The organism is Terrimonas pollutisoli (assembly GCF_029360765.1).
Classification (GTDB): Bacteria; Bacteroidota; Bacteroidia; order Chitinophagales; family Chitinophagaceae; genus Terrimonas_B; species Terrimonas_B pollutisoli.
The window spans coordinates 40,056-66,096 of record NZ_JARKNA010000014.1; the positions used below are offsets into that span (position 1 = coordinate 40,056).

21 protein-coding genes are annotated in these 26,041 nt (G+C 41.8%); 10 read left to right on the top strand and 11 right to left on the bottom strand.

What is annotated here, in order from left to right; translation table 11 throughout:
* Positions 1–31 precede the first annotated feature (31 nt).
* The 3 genes from P2W73_RS18980 (at position 32) to P2W73_RS18990 (ending at position 3,932) form a co-directional block, all read left to right on the top strand.
* Positions 32–1,354, top strand: coding sequence for a DUF58 domain-containing protein (locus P2W73_RS18980; protein WP_276503672.1), 1,323 nt, complete (start codon positions 32–34; stop codon positions 1,352–1,354).
* Between the two features lie 141 nt (positions 1,355–1,495).
* On the top strand, positions 1,496–2,167 hold the full coding sequence (truB, locus tag P2W73_RS18985) for a tRNA pseudouridine(55) synthase TruB (protein ID WP_276503673.1): 672 nt from the start codon (positions 1,496–1,498) through the stop codon (positions 2,165–2,167).
* Between the two features lie 88 nt (positions 2,168–2,255).
* Entirely contained in the window at positions 2,256–3,932 is a 1,677-nt protein-coding gene (locus P2W73_RS18990; protein ID WP_276503674.1) for a glutamine--tRNA ligase/YqeY domain fusion protein, read from the top strand.
* 89 nt (positions 3,933–4,021) lie between these two features.
* Here the strand turns inward: P2W73_RS18990 and P2W73_RS18995 are convergent, their stop codons facing one another.
* Positions 4,022–4,231: a hypothetical protein gene (locus tag P2W73_RS18995; protein WP_276503675.1), complete on the bottom strand. Its 210-nt coding sequence runs from the start codon at positions 4,229–4,231 to the stop codon at positions 4,022–4,024.
* 211 nt (positions 4,232–4,442) lie between these two features.
* Between P2W73_RS18995 and P2W73_RS19000 the strand changes: the two genes are divergently transcribed.
* Both P2W73_RS19000 and P2W73_RS19005 read left to right on the top strand, forming a co-directional pair.
* Positions 4,443–4,700 (top strand): DUF6364 family protein, encoded by a 258-nt coding sequence (locus P2W73_RS19000; protein ID WP_276503676.1) that lies wholly within the window; start codon positions 4,443–4,445, stop codon positions 4,698–4,700.
* Position 4,701: 1 nt separating this feature from the next.
* Positions 4,702–5,124, top strand: a complete 423-nt coding sequence (locus P2W73_RS19005) for a PIN domain-containing protein (RefSeq protein ID WP_276503677.1) — start codon at positions 4,702–4,704, stop codon at positions 5,122–5,124.
* 5 nt (positions 5,125–5,129) lie between these two features.
* Here the strand turns inward: P2W73_RS19005 and P2W73_RS19010 are convergent, their stop codons facing one another.
* The 3 genes from P2W73_RS19010 to P2W73_RS19020 form a co-directional block, all read right to left on the bottom strand.
* Positions 5,130–5,681, bottom strand: coding sequence for a GNAT family N-acetyltransferase (locus tag P2W73_RS19010; protein WP_276503678.1), 552 nt, complete (start codon positions 5,679–5,681; stop codon positions 5,130–5,132).
* Between the two features lie 93 nt (positions 5,682–5,774).
* Complete coding sequence (locus tag P2W73_RS19015; RefSeq protein WP_276503679.1) at positions 5,775–7,355, bottom strand: acyl-CoA mutase large subunit family protein; 1,581 nt, start codon at positions 7,353–7,355, stop codon at positions 5,775–5,777.
* A gap of 52 nt (positions 7,356–7,407) precedes the next feature.
* Positions 7,408–7,914, bottom strand: coding sequence for a DUF7935 family protein (locus P2W73_RS19020; protein WP_276503680.1), 507 nt, complete (start codon positions 7,912–7,914; stop codon positions 7,408–7,410).
* 135 nt (positions 7,915–8,049) lie between these two features.
* Here P2W73_RS19020 and P2W73_RS19025 point away from each other — a divergent pair, with 135 nt between their 5' ends.
* Complete coding sequence (locus tag P2W73_RS19025) at positions 8,050–8,394, top strand: HesB/IscA family protein (RefSeq protein ID WP_276503681.1); 345 nt, start codon at positions 8,050–8,052, stop codon at positions 8,392–8,394.
* Between the two features lie 143 nt (positions 8,395–8,537).
* On the opposite strand, the gene secDF is transcribed toward P2W73_RS19025, so the two are convergent.
* Positions 8,538–11,699, bottom strand: coding sequence for a protein translocase subunit SecDF (gene secDF, locus P2W73_RS19030; protein ID WP_276503682.1), 3,162 nt, complete (start codon positions 11,697–11,699; stop codon positions 8,538–8,540).
* Positions 11,700–12,313: 614 nt separating this feature from the next.
* Between secDF and P2W73_RS19035 the strand changes: the two genes are divergently transcribed.
* A complete protein-coding gene (locus P2W73_RS19035; RefSeq protein ID WP_276503683.1) occupies positions 12,314–13,504 on the top strand; it encodes a pyridoxal phosphate-dependent aminotransferase in 1,191 nt (396 codons plus the stop codon).
* 127 nt (positions 13,505–13,631) lie between these two features.
* Here P2W73_RS19035 and P2W73_RS19040 read toward each other — a convergent pair whose 3' ends face one another.
* The 6 genes from P2W73_RS19040 to P2W73_RS19065 all read right to left on the bottom strand — a co-directional run bounded on the left by P2W73_RS19040 (position 13,632) and on the right by P2W73_RS19065 (position 19,835).
* Positions 13,632–13,949 (bottom strand): hypothetical protein, encoded by a 318-nt coding sequence (locus P2W73_RS19040; protein WP_276503684.1) that lies wholly within the window; start codon positions 13,947–13,949, stop codon positions 13,632–13,634.
* Positions 13,950–14,042: 93 nt separating this feature from the next.
* Positions 14,043–14,636, bottom strand: coding sequence for a dephospho-CoA kinase (coaE, locus tag P2W73_RS19045; RefSeq protein ID WP_276503685.1), 594 nt, complete (start codon positions 14,634–14,636; stop codon positions 14,043–14,045).
* Between the two features lie 140 nt (positions 14,637–14,776).
* Positions 14,777–15,118, bottom strand: coding sequence for a preprotein translocase subunit YajC (gene yajC, locus P2W73_RS19050; RefSeq protein ID WP_276503686.1), 342 nt, complete (start codon positions 15,116–15,118; stop codon positions 14,777–14,779).
* A gap of 19 nt (positions 15,119–15,137) precedes the next feature.
* Positions 15,138–15,581 (bottom strand): DUF1573 domain-containing protein, encoded by a 444-nt coding sequence (locus tag P2W73_RS19055; RefSeq protein ID WP_276503687.1) that lies wholly within the window; start codon positions 15,579–15,581, stop codon positions 15,138–15,140.
* A gap of 84 nt (positions 15,582–15,665) precedes the next feature.
* Positions 15,666–16,607: a transcription antitermination factor NusB gene (gene nusB, locus P2W73_RS19060; protein WP_276503688.1), complete on the bottom strand. Its 942-nt coding sequence runs from the start codon at positions 16,605–16,607 to the stop codon at positions 15,666–15,668.
* 177 nt (positions 16,608–16,784) lie between these two features.
* Positions 16,785–19,835 carry a zinc-dependent metalloprotease gene (locus P2W73_RS19065; RefSeq protein ID WP_276503689.1) on the bottom strand — a complete coding sequence of 1,017 codons (3,051 nt, stop codon included), beginning with the start codon at positions 19,833–19,835 and terminating at the stop codon, positions 16,785–16,787.
* Between the two features lie 406 nt (positions 19,836–20,241).
* Between P2W73_RS19065 and P2W73_RS19070 the strand changes: the two genes are divergently transcribed.
* The 3 genes from P2W73_RS19070 to P2W73_RS19080 all read left to right on the top strand — a co-directional run bounded on the left by P2W73_RS19070 (position 20,242) and on the right by P2W73_RS19080 (position 26,010).
* A complete protein-coding gene (locus P2W73_RS19070; protein ID WP_276503763.1) occupies positions 20,242–20,523 on the top strand; it encodes a co-chaperone GroES in 282 nt (93 codons plus the stop codon).
* Positions 20,524–20,613: 90 nt separating this feature from the next.
* Positions 20,614–22,251 (top strand): chaperonin GroEL, encoded by a 1,638-nt coding sequence (gene groL, locus P2W73_RS19075; RefSeq protein WP_276503690.1) that lies wholly within the window; start codon positions 20,614–20,616, stop codon positions 22,249–22,251.
* A 651-nt stretch (positions 22,252–22,902) separates the two neighbouring features.
* Positions 22,903–26,010, top strand: a complete 3,108-nt coding sequence (locus P2W73_RS19080; RefSeq protein ID WP_276503691.1) for a zinc-dependent metalloprotease — start codon at positions 22,903–22,905, stop codon at positions 26,008–26,010.
* Positions 26,011–26,041 lie beyond the last annotated feature (31 nt).

Genomic DNA, 26,041 nt, shown 5'->3' on the forward strand with positions numbered 1-26,041 from the left:
AATAAAAAAGATGTTTTAAGAACGACGAGTAATGAAGTCTTTTTTCCTAAACAATATTGCCTATTACATTGCCGGTGCTGCAGCCGTGACGTTTGTGATAAGCTATTTTCAGCCAATCTTGTATCGAATGGCCTGGCTGATATTGCTATTATTGATTATTACAATAATAGTGGATGCTGTTTTAGTTTATGGAAAGCGGAGAGGAATGCATGCAAAGCGTCAAACCACAGATCGGTTTAGTATCGGCGATTTAAATAAGGTAAATATAAAGTTGGCGAATAAGTATCCTTTTGCAGTAAGAGTAAGTGTGATCGATGAATTGCCGGAACAATTCCAGGAAAGGAACTGGCGGCGGAAAGCTAAAATAGAGAGTAATGCTTCGTACGAGATAGAGTATTCGCTAAAACCTCTTATCCGGGGTGAATATGCGTTTGGCGACATTAATGTGTTTGTTCATGGACCACTCAGGCTGGTAAAAAGGAGATTGATTTTTCCGGCAAAAAAAACTGTGAAAGTGTATCCCTCATTTATACAAATGAGGCGATACCATTTATTAGCGGTAAGCAATCGCTTGCAGGAGGCAGGGGTAAAGCGAATCAGGAAGTTGGGACACAGCATGGAGTTTGAACAAATAAAAGAATATGTGCGGGGTGATGATTTCAGAACGATCAACTGGAAGGCGACGGCCCGCAAAGAAACCCTGATGATTAATAATTACACGGATGAGCGCAGTCAGCAAATTTATTGCCTGATCAACAAGGGCCGCGTGATGAAGATGCCATTTGATGGCATGAGTTTGTTGGATTATGCTATCAATGCTTCGTTGGTCTTATCTAATGTGGCCCTGGTCAAACAAGATAAGGCCGGGCTGATCACCTTTGCTGAAAGCCTGGACACATTCATACAGGCTGACAAGAAAACCACCCAAATGAGTTTGCTGCTGGAGACCCTTTATAAACAACAGACACGTTTCCTCGAAGCCGATTTTGAAAAACTTTTTTCTGTGATCCGCAACCGGATTACGAACAGGAGCTTATTATTACTTTTTACCAATTTTGAATCGCTAGAAAGTTTGCAGCGGGAAATGCCTGCCCTTAAACGAATCGCCCGATATCATTTACTGGTTGTCGTGTTTTTTGAAAACACGGAACTCAAAGCGCTTACCACGATGAACGCCAAAAAGTTGGAGGACATTTATATCAAGACGATTGCAGAGAAATTTGCCTTTGAAAAACGCCTGATGGTAAAGGAACTTCATAAAAATGGAATACTTTCCATCCTTACTACTCCTGAAAATCTCACGGTCAATACAATTAATAAATACCTCGAATTAAAGACCCGCATGTCGATTTAGAGATTGGTGATGTTGGATTGGGGTGATGGAACATTTGCCAGAGAATTTTAACTTCATTAATGATTTTAAAGAGTAGGAGATTGTCTTTTAAATATCTGGTATCTGCATCCCGTTTCACTCCATCTTCCCGACATTTGCAGCATGAATCAATTTGAAGAAGGAAAATTATTGTTAATTGATAAACCGTTGCTCTGGACGTCTTTTGATGTAGTGAGAAAAATTCGCAACCTGATCCGGATAAAAAAAGTGGGTCATGCCGGCACGCTTGATCCGCTGGCAACAGGATTATTGATCATATGCACGGGAAAGTTCACCAAAAAGATCAATGAATATATGGCGCAGGAAAAGGAGTATACCGGATCTTTTACCCTTGGTGCCATTACCGATTCATACGACCTGGAAAGAGAACCAAAAGATTTCAAGCCAACAGAACATCTGACGCCTGCCGGCATAAAGGCGGCTACTACACCCTTCATCGGAGAAATATTGCAGGTGCCGCCTTCTCATTCGGCTATTCAAATAAACGGTAAGCGGGTATATGAGCTGGCCCGGCAGGGAAAAGAAGTAGTCATTGAACCACGTAAAGTGGTGGTGAAAGAGTTTGAAATAACAGCCATCGAAATGCCGCAGGTTTACTTCCGTATCGTTTGCTCAACGGGTACCTATATTCGCAGCATTGCCCACGACTTTGGGAAAGAACTAGGCTGTGGTGCTTATCTCAGTAGTTTATGCAGAACAAGAATCGGTGACTTCAAAATCGCGGATGCGATCAGCATGGAGGCATTTGAGAAAGAGGTTAGAGCAGCACAATAGCGTTAAAGCCGGACGTATCAACTGATAAATTTTAATATGTAGTTCATTAAATAATTACATAATTTCCCCTTCCTTAACTTTGCACCCTATGTCAAATGAAGAAAAGAAAGAAGAAAGAAGCCTGAATTTCCTGGAAGAAATAATAGAAGCAGACCTTGCGGCAGGGAAGTATAAAGAGATCATGACCCGGTTTCCGCCAGAACCTAATGGATATCTCCATATGGGACATGCCACCAGTATTTGCCTCAATTTTGGATTAAGTAAAAAATATGGAGGCGGCACTAACCTCCGCTTTGACGATACAAATCCTGTTACAGAAGAAACGGAATATGTGGATAGCATAAAAGAAGATGTCCGTTGGCTGGGATTCGAATGGGCCAATGAGCATTATGCATCCGATTATTTTGAAGAGTTGTACCAACTGGCCGAAAAATTAATTAAGAAGGGGCTGGCTTATGTGGATGACAGCGCCAGCGAAGAAATAGCCGAACAAAAAGGAACTCCAACGCAGCCCGGCAGGAGAAATCAATTTTCGGAAAGAAGTATAGAGGAAAATCTGCAGCTGTTTCGTGAAATGCGGGATGGAAAATATAAAGACGGCGAAAAGGTATTAAGAGCGAAGGTGGATATGTCGTCGCCCAACATGTTGATGCGTGACCCGATACTTTATCGTATCAAGCATGCACATCATCATCGCACAGGTGACAAATGGTGTATCTATCCAATGTATGATTTTGCACATGGACAGAGTGATTCCATTGAAAAAATAACACATAGCATTTGTACGCTTGAGTTTGTTCCGCATCGTGAATTGTACGATTGGTTAATAGAAAAGTTGGAGATCTTTCCGTCGCATCAATATGAGTTTGCACGTCGTAACCTGACTTATACAGTAATGAGCAAGCGCAAGCTTTTGCAACTGGTAACGGAAAAGCATGTGGATGGATGGGATGATCCAAGGATGCCAACCATTAGTGGAATGCGCCGGAGAGGTTATACCCCGGAGGCAATCAGGGAATTTTGCGATAGGATTGGGATCGCCAAACGGGATAATATTGTCGACGTGGGACTTCTTGAGTTTTTTGTCCGGGAAGATTTGAATAAAAAAGCGTTGAGGAAGATGGTGGTGTTTGATCCGGTGAAACTGGTTATCACGAATTATACGCAAGACGAGGAAATGCTGGAAAGTGAAAATAATCCTGAGGATCCAAATGGAGGAGAAAGGGAAGTACCGTTTTCCGGTGAACTTTATATTGAGCGGGAAGATTTTATGGAAAATCCGCCAAAGAAATATTTCAGGTTGGCGCCCGGGCAGATGGTAAGATTAAAAAGTGCTTACATCATTCGTTGCGATGAGGTGGTCAAAGATGAAAAGGGAAATGTCACAGAGTTAGGATGTTCCTATATACCGGAAAGTAAAAGCGGTGCCGACACTTCAGGTATCCATGTAAAAGGTACGCTTCATTGGGTAAGTGTCAAGCATGCCGTAACAGTGGAAGTGCGGGAATATGACCGTCTGTTTAAAGTGGAAGATCCATCATCAGAAGAAGGCAATTTTAAGGACTATATCAACCCCGATTCATTGAAAATTGTTAAAAATGCATTCGCGGAGCCGTCATTGAAGAATGCAAAATTTGAAGAGCGATATCAATTTATCCGGAAAGGATATTTTACTTTGGATAAGGACAGCAGTACCAGCGGAATTGTTTTCAATAAAACAGTGGGTTTAAAAGATAGCTGGAAACCGCAAACTGCGAAGAAGTAAGGTTTAAAAGTTAGTAAAACAAAAAGAGGTGTAAAATATAACACCTCTTTTCTGATTCTTAAAAACTAAACAAACCGTCCAAATGGTTATTATTTCCGGCGGTCGGCAATTACCATAATCAATCCCGCGACAATCGCAATTCCGCCTGCATACACAGGCCAGCCGATCCACTTATTTTCTTTTTTATTGACCTCCAACGGCCCCAGGTCTATCACCTTTTCCTCTGTCTGAACACTGAATCCACGAACTACTAACATCACAATTCCTACAACTATTAAAACAATTCCGACAGATCTCATGATCCTTTTTTTGTGGTGGATGTTAATTGAGCGACAAATTATAGGCCATTTTGCCTGGAGGCTGAAACCCGTCAATTTTCGACAAAAAGTGAAAATGTGTGGTTTTTTTTCTACACAAACTGGCTGACCGGACATTTACGACAGCCTGATGTTTTATACGTATAATATTTTAAATTTACACGTAAATTGTATAAATTTGGGAAAAATAAAAATGGACGCTAAAGTGACTTTAAGCTTTGACGAGGCAGTTGTGAATAAGGCCAAGCGATATGCTGAAAAGAACAATATCAGCCTTTCGAGGCTTGTTGAGTTTTTATTACAAAAAACAACTTCAGGTAATTACTCATCCCTTGAAGAGTTACCCATTTCTGATTGGGTAAACCAGGTGGCGGAAGGAGAAGCGGTCTATCTGACTAAGAAGAAAAGTAGAAAAGCGGCAAAGACAGAATATTTTTCTTCTAAAAAATAATATGCGAATATTCCTTGATGCTAATGTGCTTGTATCCGTGCTTAATAAAGAATATCCCCTATTCACTTATTCTTCAAGAATATTAAGCCTTACAGACCACAAAGGATACGAGGTATTTACTTCGCCCCTGTGTCTTGCTATCGCTTTCTATTTTGCCGAAAAGAAAAATAAGAAATCAACCAGGCAAAAAATTGGCTTGCTGTGTGAAAACTTATCTATTACCACTGTCAACGAATCGGCAGTAAAGCAAACAACTGCTAATTCAGCCATTCATGATTTTGAGGATGGATTGGAATATTTCTCAGCTATTGACAGCAAGTGCGACTGTATTATCACGGAAGATGTGGATGATTTCTATTTTTCGAAAATTGATGTTCTTACGTGTGAAACTTTTTTTGATAAACACCTGGTAAGCAAAAAATAATCCTTTTAACTCCAATCCCAACCGACAACAGCCCATTCATCCAGGTTATCACGATGGGTATGAATTGTTTTAAACCCAACTTTTTCATGTGCCCGAAGGGAACGATGGTTCCGGGTGGCTATTTCTGTAAGAAACAGTTCAAATTTGGAACTGTATATTTTTTTATGATGGAGATACAACTGTTCAAATAATCCTTTTCCTCTATAGTCCTTATGAATGCATACCTGGCCCATTACATAAAACGAATAACTATTGAGTGGTCTGTTATTCCATGTTAATGAATCAAAAAGCTGGAACATTGGTTCAAGATCAGGAATGATTTGCCGGCACTCTTTCAGCATCGTCAGCGCATAGCCCACAATTTTTGAATCGTCTTTGATGATAACAGAAGGTGCCAGATCGTTCATTTGTTCCAGGGTTTTGAGGCTATGTTGTAAGGTGACGAACCCCTGCGATTTTATTTCTGACTCATCAATGTGGTTAATTAAATTTTGTCGCTGCAAATCCAGGATTTGCTGTAAATCCTTCGTAGTCGTTGCCAGTGTTGCAAAATGCATGATCCCAAAAATTATTATAGTAGGGATTGTACGGAATAATTAATAAAAAATCCTTGTCCTCAAAATCATTCTTAACCCTGCGAAATGGAGGTTCTACTTGTACTCTCCAAATACCTCCCGCAACGTGTCGGCTATTTCGCCTAATGTACATTTATTCTCTACCGCTTCGATTACAATAGGCATAATATTACTCCCGTTTGAGGCTGCATCATTTAAAGACTGTAAAATACTATCGCATTTGGGATTGCTTCGGTTGTTGCGCAGCGTCCGTAATTTCTCACTTTGCACCTGTCGGATTGAGTCATCAATTCTGAAGCCCGGAACAGGTTCTTCCGATGCAGCTTTGAATTTGTTAACCCCAACGATGATCTTCTCGCCAGTTTCTATTTGGCGTTGATAATCGTAGGCACTGCGGGCAATTTCATTTTGTATAAAGCCCTGCTCGATTGCCGAAACGCTGCCACCCAGGCTATCAATTTTTTCCATGAGCTTTAATGCCGCTTCTTCGATTTCCCTGGTTAGCGATTCGACATAATAAGAGCCAGCCAAAGGATCAACAGTATCCGGTGCGCCACTCTCATAGGCGACGATCTGTTGGGTTCGCAAAGCTATTCTGGCCGCTTCCTCAGTTGGCAGGCTCAGGGCTTCGTCATATCCATTCGTATGCAATGATTGAGTGCCGCCCAAGACTGCCGCTAGTGTTTGAATGGTGACTCTTGAAATATTATTGAGCGGTTGCTGCGCAGTTAATGTGCTGCCTCCTGTTTGTGTATGAAAGCGCAGCATCATGGCTTTTGGATCTGTTGCTCCCAATTCTTTCATTATATTGGCCCACATTCTTCTTGCAGCACGGAACTTGGCTACTTCTTCAAATAGGTTGTTGTGTGAGTTGAAAAAGAACGACAGACGTTTTCCAAAAACATTAATGTCCAGCCCTTTTTCCAATGCAGCTTTTACATAGGCTTTTCCATTGCTAAGTGTAAAGGCAATTTCCTGTACAGCCGTGCTGCCTGCTTCACGGATATGATAACCTGAGATGGAAATAGTGTTCCATTTGGGAAGATCATACGAGCACCATTCAAAGATGTCTGTAATGATACGCATGGATGGCTTGGGCGGATAGATATAAGTTCCCCTTGCGGCGTATTCTTTTAAAATATCATTTTGAATAGTGCCACTGATTTTTTTCAGATCAGCGCCCTGTTGTTTAGCAAGGGCCACATAAAACGAGAGAAGTATAAAGCCTGTAGCATTTATTGTCATGGATGTTGAAACATCTTCCAGCTTTATGCCTTTGAAAAGAGTTTGCATGTCTTCAATGCTGTCAATTGCTACTCCCACTTTTCCCACTTCACCTTCTGCCAGCGGATGATCGCTGTCATATCCTATCTGCGTGGGAAGATCAAAGGCTACACTTAATCCACTTACACCCTGGCTCAACAGGTAATGATATCTTTTATTGCTTTCTTCCGCGGTTGAAAAGCCAGCATACTGTCGCATGGTCCACAATTTTCCGCGATACATATCTGCCTGCACACCACGGGTAAAAGGAAAAACACCCGGTTGTTCGTCAGCCGTTACTTGTTGATCGTTATTTTTTAAAGGAATGTCTTTATCATAGTACACCGGTTTTATTTCTATTCCGGAGTCAGTGTATCTTTTTTTTTCACTCATAGTTTCTTTTTATAAAATACAAGCCGGGAACAGCTAAACTGGTGACCAATGACTATTTCATTATTTTCTTGGCTTCATAATTCAATGCTTCCAGTACAATGCTATGCAAAGCTCCTTTTTTTTGTGTGATCACAAAGTCAAGCAGCATTTTGTTGAGGTCGGTACTGGTAGCTTCAGGAGCCAGCGTTGCAGCCACCTGGTTTATGATCAGCATATTTTGATCCTTTAGATTGCGAACCGCTTCCCAGGCAACAGGGCTCACATAGATCTGCTGGGTAGCATTATATTCACATTCCTGTTTTATGCTTTCCAACAATAACAATTGCATTTCTCTCGCATTTAGACCAGGTTGGTTTACCCGGCTTATAAGGTTGGGGATAGCTATTCTTTCAGCGAGCATCACCAATCTTTCATACGCTTGCAATTGAAGGGGTTTAGTGTTAAAATGATCTTTGTCGGTCTTTGGTTCTTTTTTTAGCTGATTGACCAGGTAAAAACAATAAAAGGAGATCAATAAGGCAACAAGGGCCATCAGCATGTTGATCAAGCTTTGATCCATAGGAAGAATGTATTTTGGTTAAAGCAAAAATAGGGAAGCTATAGTGAGTTGCAAGTGAATATGGTTTTTTGTTAAAGTATATTATTCGAAAACCCACGGGCTACAGGCTTGCGGAAGAATGTTTAATTTTGCGTAATGGAAACAACATATACAACTCCCGTTACATTAACCGCGGGGGCCATTAAAGAGATCAATAAATTACTGTCGGCTGAGGGATTTGACAAATCGCAACATTTGCGTGTAGGTGTCAAAGGCGGTGGATGCTCGGGTATGAGCTATGTACTGGGTTTTGATTCCAAAACAGAAAAAGACCAGGAATTTATAATAGATGGGATACCCTGCATCATGGATAGGTCTCATGAGTTGTACCTGGCCGGTATGCAAATCGACTGGCAGGACGGTTTAAATAACCGCGGATTTGCATTTAAGAATCCCAATGCCAGCAATACCTGCGGATGCGGGACAAGTTTTGCAGTTTAGATTTTTCTTCTACCCGGAATAGCTACTGTTATTATTGAAAAATGAAAGCCTCCAGGGCTTTTATTTTTTTGCCAATATCGCCATAAAAAAAGCCTGTCTTACTAAAAGACAGGCTTCACTATTTTGGAATATGAATTTATCAACTAGCTTCTTGCCGGTTGCGGTTTAGCCTCACTTTTAGTGATTGCTGCAGCCTTCGCTTCTTCTTTTTTACCGCTACCCATATCCAGCAGGATTGGAGCGGCCACAAATACTGAAGAGTAAATACCGGTGATAACGCCGATCAGCATCGCAAATGCAAAGCCTCTTGTTACTTCACCACCTACCAGGAACAGGATCAGGATGGTAATGAATACGGTCAAGGAGGTCATGATCGTACGACTCAATGTTTCATTGATCGCCCTATTGATAGTTTGCGCCAAAGGTGTGGTTGGATAAAGCCTGCGGTCCTCACGAATACGGTCGAAGATGATCACGGTATCGTTCATCGAGAAACCGATCACCGTCAGCAACGCGGCAATAAAGTGTTGGTCGATCTCCAGTGGGAAAGGAACGATCTTTCTTGCAAAAGAGAAAACGATCAAGGTTACCAATACGTCGTGCAATAAAGCTGCGATGGTTCCCAACGAGTATCTCCAGTCGCGGAAACGGATGAAGATATACAGGAAAATCACGAAGATGGCAAAGATGGTCGCTTGCACAGCGCCTTTTTTCAGGTCATCAGAAATAGTAGGCAATACTTTTTTTGACCCGATCTTACCAACCGCTGTAGCACTTGCATCCGCGTTATCAAACTGGTTAAATGTATAACCGGCAGGCAAATGTTTTTGCAGACCCACAAACAGTCTTTGCTTTACTATTGAATCTACTTCAGGGCGGGTATCAGTTATAAGATAAGAAGTAGTGATATCAAGCGTGCTGGCATCACCTACTGTTTTGATAGTTGGGCTCTTATCTTCAAATGCAACTCTCAGTTCTTCACGGATCTGCTCTACTTCTTTACCTATATTTTTATTAAAACGAACAGTGTAACTGCGTCCGCCTTCAAACTCAACACCATAATCAAATCCATTGAAGAAAGAAGCGATACCTAATGCCAATATCACAAAAGAGATGATGTAAGCTGTCTTTCTGAATTCGATGAATTTGTATTTCGCATGTTGGAAAATGCGGCGGGAGATACCAGTGAAATATTCAAGGTGTTTTCCTTTGCGGGTAAAGATATCACTCACCCAGCGGCTTACCAGAATACCACAGAACAAGGATAAAAGAATACCGATGATCTGCGTGGTAGCGAAGCCTTTTACAGGTCCTAATCCAAAATAGAAAAGGATGATCGCTGTAAGCAGGGTAGTGATGTGACCATCCAATACAGGTGGTAATGATCTTTTATAACCTTCATTGATAGCAGCGACATAGCTTTTGCCTTTAGTTAATTCTTCTTTTATACGTTCATAGATAATTACGTTAGTATCTACAGCCATACCAATTGTCAGTACCAAACCTGCAATACCAGGTGCAGTTAAAGTAGCGCCTAATCCCGCCAGTATACCCACTGTGAAAAGCAGGTTAAGGATAAGAGCTATGTTGGCAACCCAACCGCTGGTATTGTAATAGATCAACATCAGGATAAAAATGACGATGAATGACAAACCAAAAGCCATCATACCTCCGCGAATCGCTTCACTACCTAAAGTTGGTCCTACTGTTTGTTCCGCTACGATCTTAGCTGGTGCAGGAAGCTTACCGATTTTCAGCATATTGGCTAAATCTTCGGCTTCCTCAACTGTAAAACCACCGCTGATCTGGGATGTTCCGCCATCGATCACGCCATTTACATGCGGTGCTGAATAAACCAGGTTATCTAAAACGATAGCAATAGGTTTACCAACATTCTCACCGGTCATTTTGGCCCAAGCTTTTGTACCTGTGCTGGTCATTGTCATTTGCACTTCGGGTCTGCCGGTTTGATCATAGTCATGGCGGGCAGAACTTACTGCATCGCCCTCAATCTTTGCTTTTTCACGGCCAAATGTTTTGATAGCATATAAAGGGACACGATTGGATGTTTTATTATCAACACCTCTCTCAGGAATACCATACATCCATACCATTTGTGCCGGGAAAGAAGCCCTGACAGCAGGCGATTCAAGATAGCTGCGAACCAATGCAGTATCCTTGATGGCAACTGAACCGATAGCTGCCGGGAAGCGAGCCTTGCCTGCTTCATCCTGGTAAGGCTGTGTATAGAATGCAATATATCCGTATAAATGTTTTTTCAGATCAGCTTCATCGTTTGAAGCAACTGTTGGTGTTTTTTTGCTGGTATCCTCACCACCTAATTGAGCAAGGCCGCTTGAGTCTTTTTTAGTAGTATCTGTAGTAGACTTTGCAGTTGTAGTATCGACAGCATTCGTTGTTGTGTCTGCTTTTGAAGACTTTCCACCCATCATAGAAAAGAAAATGCCATCGGCTTTATCAATGCTTTGACCGAGCTCAGAAATATTGAATACTTCCCAAAACTGCAGGTTGGCGGAAGATTGTAGAATCTTTCTAACCCTTTCTTTATCCTGTATGCCGGGCAGTTCAACAGTGATGATTGCTTTCTCACGGTCAGGGTTGATATTGGGCTGAGCAACACCAAACTGGTCAATACGGGTATTTAAAATACGGAAGGTGTTGTCAAATGCATCTTTCGAAAGTCCATCCAATACGCTGATCACTTTGCTGTCGCTATCGCCAACTTTTATTTCACTGTTAGGCGTTGCAAATATGGAGGCCAGTTTACCGGAAGGGCTCAATTTTTTATACTCATCAGCAAACAAACGGATAAAGTTCGCATCGCTGTTGCCCTTACGTTTATTCGCATTGTCTAGTGCTTGTAAGAAGTTTGGATCTTTGGAGTTATTTGACAAGGTTCTCAATAAGCCTGTCATTTCAACTTCCATCGTCACGTTCATTCCGCCTTGAAGATCAAGACCAAGATTTAACTCCTCGTTTTTTGCTTTTTGATAGCTAACTGCACCAGTTATACCATAAGTAACAGTTTCGTCTTTTGTGCTATCGATTAATCGCTTTAAGCGATCAGCTTTTATTTTGTCCAGTTGCTCCTGGTAAATAGCTTGTGAGTCTTTGTTGCCGGGATATTTTTCCGCGGCAGTAGGATAGTTTACTTTAACATAGCTTGCAGCACGGGCCTCCAACTTTTTTTCGTGACCACGGACAAACCATGTAAACGAAAGCTGATAAATGGAATAGATAATCAGGAGGATTGTGAAGAATCGAACCAAACCTTTAAGTTGCATACGTTTTGGAGATTTACATTTTTTGTCTTTCGTTTCCGCAAAAGGGCGGGAGGCAAGACTTTACACTAGTTTTTAAGGACGGCAAAGATAGGGTTTTCAGGCATATGTTTGAAGCATGGTTTTGTGACTCTATTCATTCTGAATTTGATTGATTTTAAGTCAATTATATTTTGTCAAAATGCTCATCCCGCACCCGCATCAGTAAAAACCGTCTTTACTGCTCCCAAAAACGAACAACTGCCGGATATTGATATGCTACTGTTACTTTTTATTAAATCCAATTAAAAGAGGGGAGGGAAGAGATGTTATTTCGAAAAATGGGGCATTCACTAAGAAAATGGAGGTTGTCAATTTTGCTTCGATAAAAGAACTTCAAAAACTTTTAATGAAACGAACAATTGTTCAGAGCTATCACCTGCTGTGAAATGAGCCAACAATGATCAATAAGCCTATCGTCCAATGAAGTTGATGCAATCAGCAACCCTATATTTTAATCAAATAACTTTCTTGTTGACTTTAAATAAAGTTTTCGATTCATTCAAATCCATAATTTTGCAACCGCTTGTTATTGAGTGACCGCTCTGATTATTTTATCTATTCATAAATAAACCAACATGCAGTTATCTTCTCTCCTTGACAGGTTCGCTGAACCTGAAACATTAAAAATGGCAAAACTTGGCCGTGAACTCAGGGCTAAAGGTGTTGATGTGATCGACCTTAGTCTTGGTGAACCTGACTTTGATACACCTCAACATATAAAGGATGCAGCTATAAAGGCCATCAATGATAACTGGAGTCACTACACGCCTGTGCCAGGGTTTTTGGATTTAAGAGAAGCCGTATGCACAAAATTGAAAAGAGATAATAATCTTGATTATAAGCCGGAAAACATTGTTAGTTCTACAGGCGCCAAACAAAGTTTGGCTAATGTAATTCTTGCATTGGTGGATGATAATGATGAAGTGATCATCCCAACACCTTATTGGGTTACTTATTCCGAACTGGTAAAAATTGCCAGAGGGAAAGTTGTTGAAGTTCGCACCTCATTGGATAGCGGGTTTAAAATCACACCGGCGCAACTGGAAGCGGCGATTACCGATAAGACAAAAGTATTCATGTTCTCTTCACCCTGTAATCCATCGGGTGCAGTGTATAGCAAGGCCGAGTTGGAAGCATTGGCCGGGGTATTCAGGAAACATCCTGATATTTACATTCTTGCTGATGAGATTTACGAATATATCAACTTTGTAGGTAAGCATGAAAGCATTGCTCAGTTCGCCGATTTGAAAGATCGAATCGTTGTTATCAATGGACTCAGTAAAGGTTTTGCAATGACCGGATGGAGATTGGGTTATATCGCAACCAATACTGAAATAGCGAAAGCTTGTGAAAAATTGCAGGGACAGTTTACCAGTGCTACTTGTTCTATCACGCAGAAGGCAGCAGTAGTAGCTTTAACGACTGATTTGAAACCATCGCTGGAGATGACAAAAGAATTTACGAAAAGAAGAGCAAGGGTGATGGAGTTGATCAAAGATATTCCCGGTTTTATTTGTTCAGAACCCGACGGAGCATTTTATATTTTTCCGGATGTTAGCTATTACTATGGCAAGTCAGATGGTGAAACAACTATAAACAATGCAGCTGATTTTTCCATGTATCTTTTAAATACGGCGCATGTTTCGTCTGTGATGGGTGATGCATTTGGTGAGCCCAAATGTGTTCGCTTCTCTTTCGCTAACAGTATGCCCAATATCGAAAAAGCATGGGTGAGAATTAAAGAGGCATTAAGCAAATTAAAATAAAACAGAACCACGATTAAGAAGATTAGAAAAGATTTTTCGGAAACTGGATTTCGCCGGTTTCCTTTTTTTATGTCATATAACTTAACAGTAAATTTTCTATTTCCTGTTAATCCATTGTATAATCCTCTTAATCGGGGTTCTCTTGTACAAATCTTTTGAGAATCGAATTCTCCTCTTCATTTTTTATCCGTTTCAAAATTGCTTCATGATGGTTAAGGATAGTAGTGTCCTTATCAAACGGAAGTCTTTCATACATCTTTCCGCCGGGAAAATGGCAGGGAGAACAGTTCTTTACGAAAATGGGTTGAACCTGTTTTTCAAAATCAATCTTTTCTTCCTCTTTTGGGGTTATATTTTGTTCTATTAAAGGCTTTTTGTCTTTATTTTGAATGATACAAGTCTGTACAAGAAAGAAACAAGGCAGTATAATAAGCAATGGTTTCATACTTATTTTCCGGAGAAATTATTTTATCAACTTATATAAGTTAATAATTAATGATCATATAAAGTATGATTTTACAGCAATGGCAGGAATCCGTTATTTAGCGGACATTGTAAGCAATTTCTCATGTAATTGCAGTATCTGTGGTATCATCAGTTGCTGCTCATCGTTGATAATGATAGCATCGCAAAGTTTCATTTTAATCTCGTCATCAATTTGCCGGTTCATTCGTTGTTGCACTTCTTCTTTGGTGATCTTGTCCCGCTGCATGATCCGTTGTATTCGGAGTGGGGCAGGCGTATAAACGCCAATTACAAAATCGAGATGTTCTGATGAACCGCTTTCAAATATTAACGCCGCTTCTTTTAAGGTATAAGGAGCGTTTTGTTTTTGCATCCATTCATTGGCATCACGTATAGTAGCAGGATGGGTCAGAAAGTTGAGGAGTTCGAGTTTTTCTTTATTATTGAAAACAATTGACGAAATATAGGAGCGATTCAGTTTTCCATCTTTGTAGCTTTCAGGGCCAAAATGCTCAATAAGATTTTTCTTTATCTCCTCATCTTCATTCATCAATCTGCGGGCTGCCTCATCGGCATAGTAAACAGGTATTCCGAGCACTTCAAAAATTTTTGCAACGGTGCTTTTGCCACTGCCAATGCCGCCTGTGATGCCGACTCGTAGAACCACGATTTATAGGATTTTAGAAGATTATGAGGAGGTTAAAGATACATGAGTAATGACAAATAGGCTTGCCAACAAAAAAGAGGAAATCAGCCCGGCTAATTTCCCCTTACTCCATTTATGATCCCACAAATCGTGGTTCTGTTCTATTTTTTCTCAGTTGCAGCAACCGGCTTATTCAGTGCAGCGGTCCAATCCATACTGATAGCTGACTTTTCAATTTTCAGGTAGCTGCCGGGATTTACTTCGATGCTGAGTGTGCCATCTTCATTTATTTTATTGACAGTGCCATGTATGCCTGCGATGGTCACCACTTTATCTCCTTTTTGTAAATCCTCTATGAATTTCTTTTGGTTCTTGGCCTTTTTTGCCTGCGGGCGGATAAAGAACAACCAAAACACAAGGATCATCAATCCCAGGAAAATAAATTGAAAGCCGCCCATGCCACCACCTGAAGGAGTTGCCTGTAATAAATACGTGTAATTCATTCTTATTCGGTTTTATTGTTTAGTCTGTGATTTCTACTCTAAAGCTAAGCGGGGTCAGGGGTTCAGGGCTGGTATTAGCAGTTACAAAAACTTCTTTTCTAGCTTCGCCGTGTGGTCTGCCTTTGCTATCAAATTTTGCTTTGATCACACCTTCTTCGCCGGGTGCAAAAGGCTTTTCCGGTTTTTCAGGAACAGTACATCCGCAACTGGCGGTCACATTGGCGATCACCAGGTTTTTTGTACCACTATTTTTAAAGCGGAAACTAACTTCTACAACCTGTCCTTCTTTCACTTTGCCAAGATCCCTGTAAGTTGAATCGAGCCATTGAATAGTTGTAAAATTTGCTGAGTCTTTTGTCGCATTCTCTTTCTGTTCCTGCGTCAGTTCTTTCTCAGTTGGTTTATCTGCAGCCTGGCAGGAAAATAACCCGGCCGCCAGTAATACAAATAATAATTTTTTCATTCTCGAAAATTTGGGAATGCAAATGTAAAGGTTAAAAAGTTAAGACTTGGATAAGTTTAAAAGTTGACAGCAATCAAGCCTTTGTTAACTTTTTAGTTTGTCAGTTTTTTTATAATCCACCTTTTGCATTTTTCCCTGCTGTATCAATTCTTTGTGAATGTTATCGAGGATGCCATTTACAAACTGGCCACTTTGCACTGTGCTGTATTCTTTAGCCAGGTCAATGTATTCGTTAATCGTTACTTTGGGAGGTATTGTTTCAAAATAAAGGAACTCCGCCAGGCCCATTTTCATCAAGAGCATATCTAATACAGCTATTCGTTCGGGATCCCAGTTTTTTAATTTAGGCGTAATAATGCTTTGCAAATGATCAGCTTTCTCCATCACGGTCTGCAAGAGATTCTTAGCAAAGAGTTCTTTGTCAGGACTCAGCAGCTGCCTGAAATTAAGTGAGCCCGGTTTTTGAATATAACCGGCTAATAGTTGTACTACCATTTCTCCATCATCATTCCAGCCAGTGAAATTTTCTTCCAAATGAGAAATAAATAATTCATTCGCCAGCATCATGTCATTGAAAATAAATTCCATGATTTTTTTCTCCTCCTGTTTATCCCTGGATGGAGTGGCTGTATATGCCTTGTATTGGGGAGTTTCCACTAACGCAAGATAAATCTTGCGAATCAGTTCGGTATCAGTTTTTAACTGCGGCTTTTCTTTTTCAAGCTGTTCTTTCAACGCAGCATCCTCCAGCATTTTCCAAAGCACATCATTGCCTGCGATTTTGGTGTTTACGTTAAGGTCGTCGGCAGTTGGCAAATGCTTGCTGGCTCGTTTATGCGCCTGCGTTTCTGCATAACGGGCTACTTCTGTTAAAAACCATGTAATATATACTAATATAGAGCGGGTCTGGTTAAAATGTTGCTGCAAGATCTTTTGCGGCTCGCCGGGTTTCAATAATCCCTCAATCGTGTCGACTGTATACAACGTCTGCATCACTTTCACCCGGATATTTCTTCTACTGATCATTTTCTGTAAGAACTGTTTGAGGCTGCGAAGATAAGCGTTTTCAGCCTGTATTAACAAGAACAGTTTATGAACAATTGCAAGTGAATTTCCGATTTTTTTAGTTTTTAAAACAGCAGAGAAACTAAAAAGCTATCCATCTTTTAGTGAATAGCTTTTACCAAATAGTAGGGTTGTTTTTTACTCTTTGATGAATCGCAGCACGTCCATGCTGTCGCCTTTTTTATACCTGATAAAATAAATGCCTTTTGAAAGACTGCTTATATCAATGGTTTTTGTCAGGGAAGGAACGCTGATTATTTCCCGCCGTACATTTTTCATATCGGCTGAAAAGATTTCCAGTTCAGTTTTCGTAAGCGGGCTGCCAAAATTAATGGTGATTGTATTTTTTGCCGGTACAGGATAAACAAATGAGCGACTGGCAGTATTGTCAACGTTCAACGAAATTATTTTGCTGTATTCAAAATCGCCATCCCAGTCAATTTGTTTTAAGCGGTAATAATTCACGCCGCCGGCTGGCTTTATATGCAGATAACTATACTCTTGTGTTGTAGCAGCGTTTCCTTGTGAGCCGATCGCTGCCAGCAATGAAAAATTTATTCCATCCCTGCTCGTTTCCAAATCAAACTGGCGATTATTAAATTCGGATGCGGTTGTCCAGCTCAATAGCGCATCCTGCTCTGCATTCAATCTGCCTGTAAATTCAGTAAGCGTAGCCGGCAATGTTACACCGCCATCAACCAGGAAAAACCTTGAAAAGCCGGTAAATGGTGCCGTAAAGATTGTTGTTCCCGAACCCAATGTGGTGACAGTAGGGGTGACTAAGATGGTATTGCCCGGCAATGAAGCTCCCGCAGACGCAGCGGAGGTTTTAGCCAATTTCAAAGTCGCAGGATTTTTTCCTGCCAGCTCTGCATTATCAAAATAAAGTGAAATAGTATAATTAGTGCTGGCCCCGTTTGTGGTCGGCGTAACGGCAAAGACTTTGGCAGAACGTTGACCACCCTGGTAATTTATCCATGTTGTGCCGCCTGCATCTAATGATGAACTAACACACCCTAATGATGTACTCACATTATTTAACTGCATCAGCAGTTTATTGTTGTTGGAATAGAAATAATCAGAGCTTCCATTGGCGATATGATAAGTGGAGGTGGCACCTGCTGCTGTTTCAATAGATGTTCCGGTTACTGATGCGCCTAACTGGATGATAGGTTTTACACCATTCCAATACAAGGATACAGAACTAAATGAACCGGAACAGTTAATATTGTTTTGGAAAAACAGGTTTGCCTGTGAGGCTGTGCCTCCATCCAAATAGCAACCCACCTGGTCGGCTGCGTTTGCCGCATCGGTCGTAGTGTTATCATAACAAATTTCAATGGCAAGACTGTTGCCTGTCCATGCAAAAGGAGCAGATAAAGTGAAATTATTCCAGCCTGCTGTTGTTGAATAAGAGCTACTAGTAAAAACAGTGCTCATTCCGCCGATGACGTATACACTTCCATCTACAAGGTTTGAAATACTGGTATTGGCCATTTTAATTGTCAGGTTGGTGAATGGCCTTGTACTTAATTTAGAATATACGTATAATTGAAGTGAAGTAATGTTTCCAGGGTTTATTCCTGCGGCCAATAGCTCGTCTGCTCTATAAAGGTATTGTCCTCTTTGTCTTTGCTGTCTTGCGTCAAAAGGGGCGCCGGTAATGTAGGTAGAAATAGTTCCGACCGGGTATAAGCCCGTTGAAGTTCCTACCGGAGCAATATCGTTGTCGAAAACCGTCAATGTAAATGTCGGCGCATTAGTTCCTTGGCTTGCGTCGCCATTGCCGTCATTTACGGTAAAATCAAGGATGATCGTTTCCGCCGGTTCAGCACTTCCATCATCATAAATACGTATAGTAAATGATTGTGCAGTTGTTGATCCCGCAGCAAAATTGAGCATATCACTTGGTGTGGTGAAGCTTCCATTCGTGGTTACGTCGTAATCCAGTCCCTTCACAGCAGTACCACTATAACTGAGTGTTGCCGTGGCTGCAGCGCTGGGCCCGTTGCCAATTACCATTTGATAGGTATAATCCTGGTAAGTACGGCAACCGGTGGGCGTTCCGGTTGAACTCTCCGTTTGTGAAGCCGTAGCCTGGCTGAAATTGATTGTTGTTCCACAAGGGACAAGAGCTAAATTACCAGCGTCGATCAAACTTGATCTTGATGGGAGTGTTAACGCCGCCTGGGCCCTCGTTTTTTGGTCATTTGTAAAAAGTGTATAGCAATTTGTATAGCTCATGAAATTGCTTTCCGTATTTATAGTATAAGGGGTACTGGTACATGTGTTCGTGCCTGTACGACAGGTAAAGCTGTATACACCGGTTCCAGCATTGTAGTTATTATAAATGGGATCGGTGTCGCAAATAAGATCTCCATCGGTATTGCAATTAGCATTGGCGGGGCACTGCGTATTATTGGCAGAGCCGCGAAAAGGATGGTGGAGATTCAGGGCATGACCGATTTCATGCGGCAACGTCTTTTCACCACTCACCATCTGTGTGGCCAGCATGATCGTTCCATCCAGGGTAGAAGGCGAACCGGGGAAATAAGCGAAGCCCGCTGTGAATTGGCCGGAAGTGCCATCGGCGCCATCAATTTTATTTACAATCCAGATATTGTAGTAATCAGCGGTATTCCAACGAGCCAGGTCTTTTAAGGTCAATTCCGGGCAGCCATTCGTGTTGGAAGCATTCACGCCATTAGCAACATAGTTAGGCAGCGAAGAAGCGTCAACCCTGTCAATACCGTTGGTGGCGCCACAGGTAGGGGTACGCTGAGCAAGGGCAAATTGTATTTCCATATCAACTACGCCGCCACCTTCAACAGGTGCTGTCATACCGGCATAGGTGCCGGCATAAACCTCGTTTAAATAATTTATAGCTCCGATAATCTGAGCATCGGAAGGATTATAATCAGAACCGATTGCACCGCCGGTGTGCATGACATGTACCACTACCGGGATTGTTACTGTGGATAAGGGTCGGACATCGCCGGGTTTCATTGCTTTTTGAGCAGTAATAAATTTTTGAATGGCGATATTGTTCAGCTCAATTTGCTTTGCGTAAGCCGGATTTATTTCCAGCAACCGGTCATGTTTTTTGTCGAAAGAACAGGGCTCCTGTGAGCGGAGGGGGGCAGTAAACGTAAAGGCAAATAGGGGCAGTAGTAAAAAATACTTACTCATAAGCGGTTTTAATAGAATATTGGTAGCTGATAAGATGTTGAAAAACTGAATCTTAGGACAGTTAATTCAAAATCCTGCGGAAAACTCGCAGTTGTCCACATACTTAAACGCTAAGCCTTTAATAATTAGTTTTTTGAAGGGGAACTATTTTTTGATTTACTGTAAATAGAAAAGCTGAAGGTTGTTGTCTGTTATAGAAAATGAAAAATTGACACAAGTTCTTTTCGGATTTTCTGACAGCCTTTTCAAAAAATATAAGCTGTTGACACTAAACTGCTATTTTTTCACAATCTGGCGCAATGGCATAATTATTAGGCTACCTTTGCCGTCCCGATAAAAACCAAGGCTGTTGACGATTGCAACAGGTGGTGGGATCACTATTCAAAAAACAAAAATCAATACAATTATGGCCAAGAAAGTAAACGTTACCCCCTTGCATGACAGGGTAATCGTGAAAGCGGCAGCAGCCGAAGAAAAAACTGCCGGAGGTATCATCATTCCTGATACTGCAAAAGAAAAACCTCAGCGTGGTGTCGTAGTAGCAGCGGGCCCTGGTAAAAAAGATGAGCCCGTGACTGTAAAGACCGGTGACACCGTTTTGTATGGTAAATATGCCGGCACAGAAATTCAAATCGAAGGACAGGATTACCTGATCATGAGAGAGTCGGATATATTAGCGATAGTTTAAAAGCCTTGAGCTACGAGCTAATAGCTTGAAGCTCATAGCTAAATGCTCAAAGCTTATTCCCATTTTTAAAACATTTTCAACTTAAATATTATGGCAAAGCAAATCTTCTTCGACATTGAAGCAAGAAATAGAATGAAGAAAGGCGTTGATACATTGGCCAACGCTGTAAAAGTTACATTAGGTCCTAAAGGCCGTAATGTAGTTATTGAGAAAAAATTCGGTGCACCTTCGGTAACCAAGGATGGTGTAACTGTAGCAAAGGAAATTGAACTGGAAGATCCCATTGAAAACATGGGTGCTCAAATGGTAAAAGAAGTAGCTTCCAAAACGGCTGACATTGCCGGTGATGGTACTACTACTGCTACAGTATTGGCTCAGTCTATCATCAGCGAAGGTCTGAAGATGGTAGCTGCCGGCGCTAATCCAATGGATCTGAAAAGAGGTATTGATAAAGCGGTTTCCCTGGTTGTGGAGAACCTGAAAGGTCAAAGCCAGACAGTTGGTAACGACAGCAAAAAAATTCAGCAGGTAGCCAGCATCTCTGCCAACAACGATGAAAATATCGGTAAACTGATTGCTGAAGCGTTTGGTAAAGTAGGTAAAGAAGGTGTGATCACCGTAGAAGAAGCAAAAGGTACTGACACTACGGTTGATGTAGTAGAAGGTATGCAATTTGATCGTGGTTATGTATCTCCATACTTCGTTACTAATAGCGAAAAAATGGAAGCAGAACTGCAGAACCCTTATATCCTGATCTATGACAAAAAGATCAGCGCAATGAAAGACATTCTTCACATTCTGGAGAAAGTTGCTCAAAGCGGCCGTCCCTTGTTGATCATTGCTGAAGACCTTGAAGGTGAAGCATTGGCAACATTGGTGGTAAACAAACTGCGTGGCACTATCAAAGTTGCAGCTGTAAAAGCTCCGGGCTTTGGCGATCGCAGAAAAGAAATGCTGACAGATATTGCTATCCTGACGGCAGGTACTGTTATCAGCGAAGAACTGGGTCATAAACTGGAAGGTGCTGATCTTACTTCTTTAGGCCAGGCTTCTTCTGTTACTATTGATAAAGACAATACAACTATCGTAGGTGGTAAAGGTAAAAAAGCAGATATCACTGCCCGTGTTAACCAAATCAAAGCACAGGTAGAAAATACTACTTCTGATTACGATAAAGAAAAATTACAAGAGCGTTTGGCTAAGTTGGCCGGTGGTGTTGCCGTATTATATGTTGGTGCTGCAACTGAAGTAGAAATGAAAGAAAAGAAAGACCGTGTTGACGATGCATTGCATGCTACCAGAGCTGCGGTTGAAGAAGGTATCGTTCCTGGCGGTGGTGTAGCTTATATCCGCGCCGTTGAAGCATTGGAAGCAAAAGTAAAAGGCCAGATTGCTGATGAGCAAACAGGTATGGCGATTGTACGTCGTGCTTTGGAAGAGCCTATCCGCATCCTGACTGCTAACGCTGGTATCGATGGTTCTATCGTAGTTCAAAAAATCAAAGAAGGTAAAGGCGACTTTGGCTTCAATGCAAGAACTGAAACTTACGAGAACCTGTTCAAAGCTGGTGTTATCGACCCAACTAAAGTAAGCCGTGTAGCATTGGAAAATGCCGCTTCAATCGCTGGTATGTTGCTGACTACAGAAGCTGTAGTTGCTGACAAACCTAAGAAAGAAGAAGCTGTTCATTCTCATGGTGCACCTGATATGGGTGGAATGGGATATTAAGAAGAACGAGGTAAGTAGTCGGAAGTACGAAGTCAGAGGACAGAAGTATGAAATCCTGACAAACATAATAGTCCCGTCTCTGCAAAGGGACGGGATATTTATTCCAATTATTCATAACCTTTTAAATGTTGTTGTATGAAAAAAGTTATTGAATCATTGCGTTTAAATGAACTGATGTTTATCGTGAAAAAATGGATGAGGAGAAACAGAGATGACAACGATGGGTTCAATCATCCATTTGCAATTTTCTAAAGGTATTATCCCGCTTCCGCAAGAGGCGGGATTTTTTATGCGCAAGAAAACGGATTTGACGGATAGAATAATGGCCTCAGATTCCGCGTTAATAATATTTACGTTTACCCGGACAGTGGTGGGAAAATGCTGCTGAAGCGGGAGCCAATGTGGCAACTGGTCTTTAAATGTTATTCAACGGCTGGTTTGGAAAAAATCAGTCTAAATACGTCCAATCTGCATTATCCCTGTTCCGTATTAAAAGTGTTAACTGGTTCCTATTTTATCAATATAACTCCTTCATACATCGATACAATTTGCCTGAACGTCGGTAAAGAGGCAAAAAGCCCTTGTTTTTTGTTTTGAGAACTATGGAAGAGCAACAAATTATTGATATTTTTAGTCAATCAAAGAACCTAAATGAGACTCATGCTTATTTCGTGCCGGGTTGGTTTACTGTTGCTGCTGACCACTATCTTTTCACTTTCATTGTTTGCTCAAAATAACTTTTTTGCGGAAGCCAGGGAAAGCGGGATAACAGCAGGCATTGGTAAGCGGGTCATTATTCCCGAAAAATATAAAACAGTTGTACTGGACAACCCTGGCCTTCAAAAATTTTTAAATTCAGTTTCATCTTTAAACGGCCTGGCCAACAGATCACAGGCCCCGGTGCTGGAATTGCCAATGCCCTATGGCGGAACCGCAAAATTTTCCGTTTGGGAAAGCGCCGTAATGGAGCCCGGTCTTGCTGCAAAATTTCCTTCTATTAAAACATACACCGGGCAGGGCATCGATGATCCTTCCGCCATTATTAAAATTGATTATACGGAAACAGGCTTTCATGCCATGGTATTATCCGACATCAGGGGTCATATTTTTATCGATCCCTATCGCCAGCAGGATTTAAAAAACTATGTCGTTTATTACAAACATGATTTTAACCGCAAAGAGCCATTCAAAGAAATAGGGTTGCTGCCGGCTGATGAAAAAGATAAAGTTAACCTCAACCGGCCGATGGGGGGGCCTTGTATTGGCCCGCAACTCAGGAACTATCGGCTCGCTGTCGCTTGCACGGGAGAATATGCCGTAGCGGCAACCGGTTTTACCAATCCTACGGTTGCACAAACATTATCAGCTATTGTCACCTCCATCAACCGCGTGGACGGGGTGTATGAACGGGAATTAGGCATCAGTTTAAACCTGGTAGCCAATAATAATTTGATCGTCTTTACCAATGCAACCTCTGACCCTTTTACCGCCAACGATGACGGTAGCGCCTTGCTGGACGAAAGTCAAACAGTGATAACCGACAAGATAGGTACAGGCAATTTTGATATAGGGCACACATTTAGTACAGGTGCGGGTGGCATCGCCCAACTTTCATCGGTGTGCGGAGGTTCAAAAGCGAGAGGTGTGACAGGTTTGACGGAACCTTTTGGTGATCCTTATGATATCGATTATGTAGCGCATGAAATGGGACACCAGTTTGGGGCTTACCACACTTTTAATGCAACAACAAGTTCCTGTAGTGGCAATCGCAGTGCTGAAACAGCCGTGGAACCAGGCAGTGGCATTACAATTATGAGTTATGCAGGCATTTGCGGCACCACAAACAATCTTGCCGTAAACAGTATCCCATATTTTCATGCCGTCAGCATGGATGAGATCAATACATACACGACTAACGAAAATGGGGCTACCTGTGCCACACTTATTGCAACAGGTAATACGGCCCCTGTCGCTAATGCCGGTAATGATTTTATTATACCCAAATCAACTTTTTTTAGCCTTACCGGTACTGCCAGTGATGCTAACAACGATGCGCTAACGTATTCGTGGGAACAAATGGATACGGGGCCGGCCGGTAATTGGAACAGCCCGACCGGAGATGCTCCCTTGTTTCGTTCGTTTGCTCCTGTATCTACCGGCACCCGTTATTTCCCTCAATTATCTGACCAGATTAGGAATAGTACAACTATGGGAGAGATACTGCCTTCTTACGGCCGTACTATGAATTTCAGGTTGACCGCCCGTGATAACCGTGCTGGCGGCGGAGGGGTTTGCTATGATGAGTCAGCTATTACTGTGGATGAAAACAGTGGACCTTTCGTGCTAACAGCGCCGGATGCTGCTGGTATTTCGTGGGAAGCAGGTACAGTACAAACTGTAACCTGGAATGTAGCAAACACCAACAATGCCCCGGTGAATTGTGCTAATGTAAGTATCCTGCTTTCATTGGATAGCGGTTACACATTTCCTGTTACCATTTTGGCAAGTACACCCAATGATGGAAGTCAGCAAATAATAGTACCGGACAATGTTACAACTAAGGCAAGAATAAAGGTGATCGGCGTTGGAAATATTTTTTATGATATCTCCAATAACAATTTTACAATTACATCAACGACTGCCGGTTTTAATTTCGTTATACCGGCATCAAGACAGGTGAATTGTGCTGATCCGGCGGCTACCACTGCGTCGATAACCTTGTCAACAGAATCGGTTTTTGGCTATGCAGTCCCAATCAACCTTTCTGCCACTAATGTTCCCGCCGGTTCATCGGTGAGCTTTAGCCAGACTACTATCAATCCCGGAGAAAGCACCGTTGTTACCCTGGATAATGTAAATGCATTAGCAAATGGTACATATACTGTTACCGTGGTAGGAACGTCCGGGTCAATTGTTCGTGAACAACCGCTGACATTTATTATTCAGGCTGGCGCTGGTCCTGTCATTTCCTCACAACCGGCTAATGTGAGTATTTGCGAAGGTTCTACAGCCAATTTTAGTGTTGCGTCTGCTTCTGACGTGAAATCATACCAGTGGCAGGTCAGCACGAATGGAGGAACAAGTTTTACAAATGTAAACGGGGCTAGTTCTCCTACGTTTACTATTAGCAATGTAGGTGCGGCTCAGGATGATAACCGTTATCGGGCGTTGGTGACCGGTCAGTGTAACGTAACTATATCTGCTATCGTTGTCCTCACAGTGCACAACGAGCCATCGGTTAGCTTGACGGCAGATCCTTACACGAGCTTGTTGCCTGGCCAGAGTACAACATTGACGGCCACCCCATCCGCATCAACAGGTGGAGTTGTGACAACCACCTGGCTGAAAGATCAAACGCCCATCAGTGTGACAGGAAATGAATTGGTTGCTGATGTTACAGGTTTGGGAAATTACCAGGTGCAAATTGCAGAAGCATGGTCCGATGGTAATACCTGCACGAATGAGTCAGAAATAGTTACTATCACGGCTACTGCCAGCGCAAGGCTGTTTATATATCCTAGCCCAAATAACGGACAGTTTACAGTTTCTTATTACAATGCATCAGGTGTCTCAACCAAACAGAGTGTCACTATTTATGATGCTAAGGGAGCAAAAGTGTATAGCAAAGAGTTTAGCTTTTCCGGCCCATACCAGTTGCATGAAATTGATTTAAGAAACAGGGCAAAAGGCATTTATTTCGTAGTTGTAGGCGATGCCAGCGGTCGAAAGATTGTCGACGGGAAAGTGCTGATAAATTGACGTTGCTAGTTGTTTGTTACCGGTAACCTGT

What these genes read in the sequence shown, in the direction of transcription:
- P2W73_RS18990 (WP_276503674.1), top strand. Translation starts at nt 2,256, where the DNA reads ATGTCAAATGAAGAAAAGAAAGAAGAAAGAAGCCTGAATTTCCTGGAA.
- truB (WP_276503673.1), top strand. Translation starts at nt 1,496, where the DNA reads ATGAATCAATTTGAAGAAGGAAAATTATTGTTAATTGATAAACCGTTG.
- yajC (WP_276503686.1), bottom strand. Translation starts at nt 15,118, where the DNA reads ATGAATTACACGTATTTATTACAGGCAACTCCTTCAGGTGGTGGCATG.
- groL (WP_276503690.1), top strand. Translation starts at nt 20,614, where the DNA reads ATGGCAAAGCAAATCTTCTTCGACATTGAAGCAAGAAATAGAATGAAG.
- P2W73_RS19025 (WP_276503681.1), top strand. Translation starts at nt 8,050, where the DNA reads ATGGAAACAACATATACAACTCCCGTTACATTAACCGCGGGGGCCATT.
- P2W73_RS19035 (WP_276503683.1), top strand. Translation starts at nt 12,314, where the DNA reads ATGCAGTTATCTTCTCTCCTTGACAGGTTCGCTGAACCTGAAACATTA.
- secDF (WP_276503682.1), bottom strand. Translation starts at nt 11,699, where the DNA reads ATGCAACTTAAAGGTTTGGTTCGATTCTTCACAATCCTCCTGATTATC.
- P2W73_RS19040 (WP_276503684.1), bottom strand. Translation starts at nt 13,949, where the DNA reads ATGAAACCATTGCTTATTATACTGCCTTGTTTCTTTCTTGTACAGACT.
- P2W73_RS19055 (WP_276503687.1), bottom strand. Translation starts at nt 15,581, where the DNA reads ATGAAAAAATTATTATTTGTATTACTGGCGGCCGGGTTATTTTCCTGC.
- P2W73_RS19080 (WP_276503691.1), top strand. Translation starts at nt 22,903, where the DNA reads ATGAGACTCATGCTTATTTCGTGCCGGGTTGGTTTACTGTTGCTGCTG.
- P2W73_RS19010 (WP_276503678.1), bottom strand. Translation starts at nt 5,681, where the DNA reads ATGCATTTTGCAACACTGGCAACGACTACGAAGGATTTACAGCAAATC.
- P2W73_RS19020 (WP_276503680.1), bottom strand. Translation starts at nt 7,914, where the DNA reads ATGGATCAAAGCTTGATCAACATGCTGATGGCCCTTGTTGCCTTATTG.
- P2W73_RS19005 (WP_276503677.1), top strand. Translation starts at nt 4,702, where the DNA reads ATGCGAATATTCCTTGATGCTAATGTGCTTGTATCCGTGCTTAATAAA.
- P2W73_RS19000 (WP_276503676.1), top strand. Translation starts at nt 4,443, where the DNA reads ATGGACGCTAAAGTGACTTTAAGCTTTGACGAGGCAGTTGTGAATAAG.
- P2W73_RS19070 (WP_276503763.1), top strand. Translation starts at nt 20,242, where the DNA reads ATGGCCAAGAAAGTAAACGTTACCCCCTTGCATGACAGGGTAATCGTG.
- P2W73_RS18980 (WP_276503672.1), top strand. Translation starts at nt 32, where the DNA reads ATGAAGTCTTTTTTCCTAAACAATATTGCCTATTACATTGCCGGTGCT.
- P2W73_RS19065 (WP_276503689.1), bottom strand. Translation starts at nt 19,835, where the DNA reads ATGAGTAAGTATTTTTTACTACTGCCCCTATTTGCCTTTACGTTTACT.
- P2W73_RS19015 (WP_276503679.1), bottom strand. Translation starts at nt 7,355, where the DNA reads ATGAGTGAAAAAAAAAGATACACTGACTCCGGAATAGAAATAAAACCG.
- P2W73_RS18995 (WP_276503675.1), bottom strand. Translation starts at nt 4,231, where the DNA reads ATGAGATCTGTCGGAATTGTTTTAATAGTTGTAGGAATTGTGATGTTA.
- nusB (WP_276503688.1), bottom strand. Translation starts at nt 16,607, where the DNA reads ATGATCAGTAGAAGAAATATCCGGGTGAAAGTGATGCAGACGTTGTAT.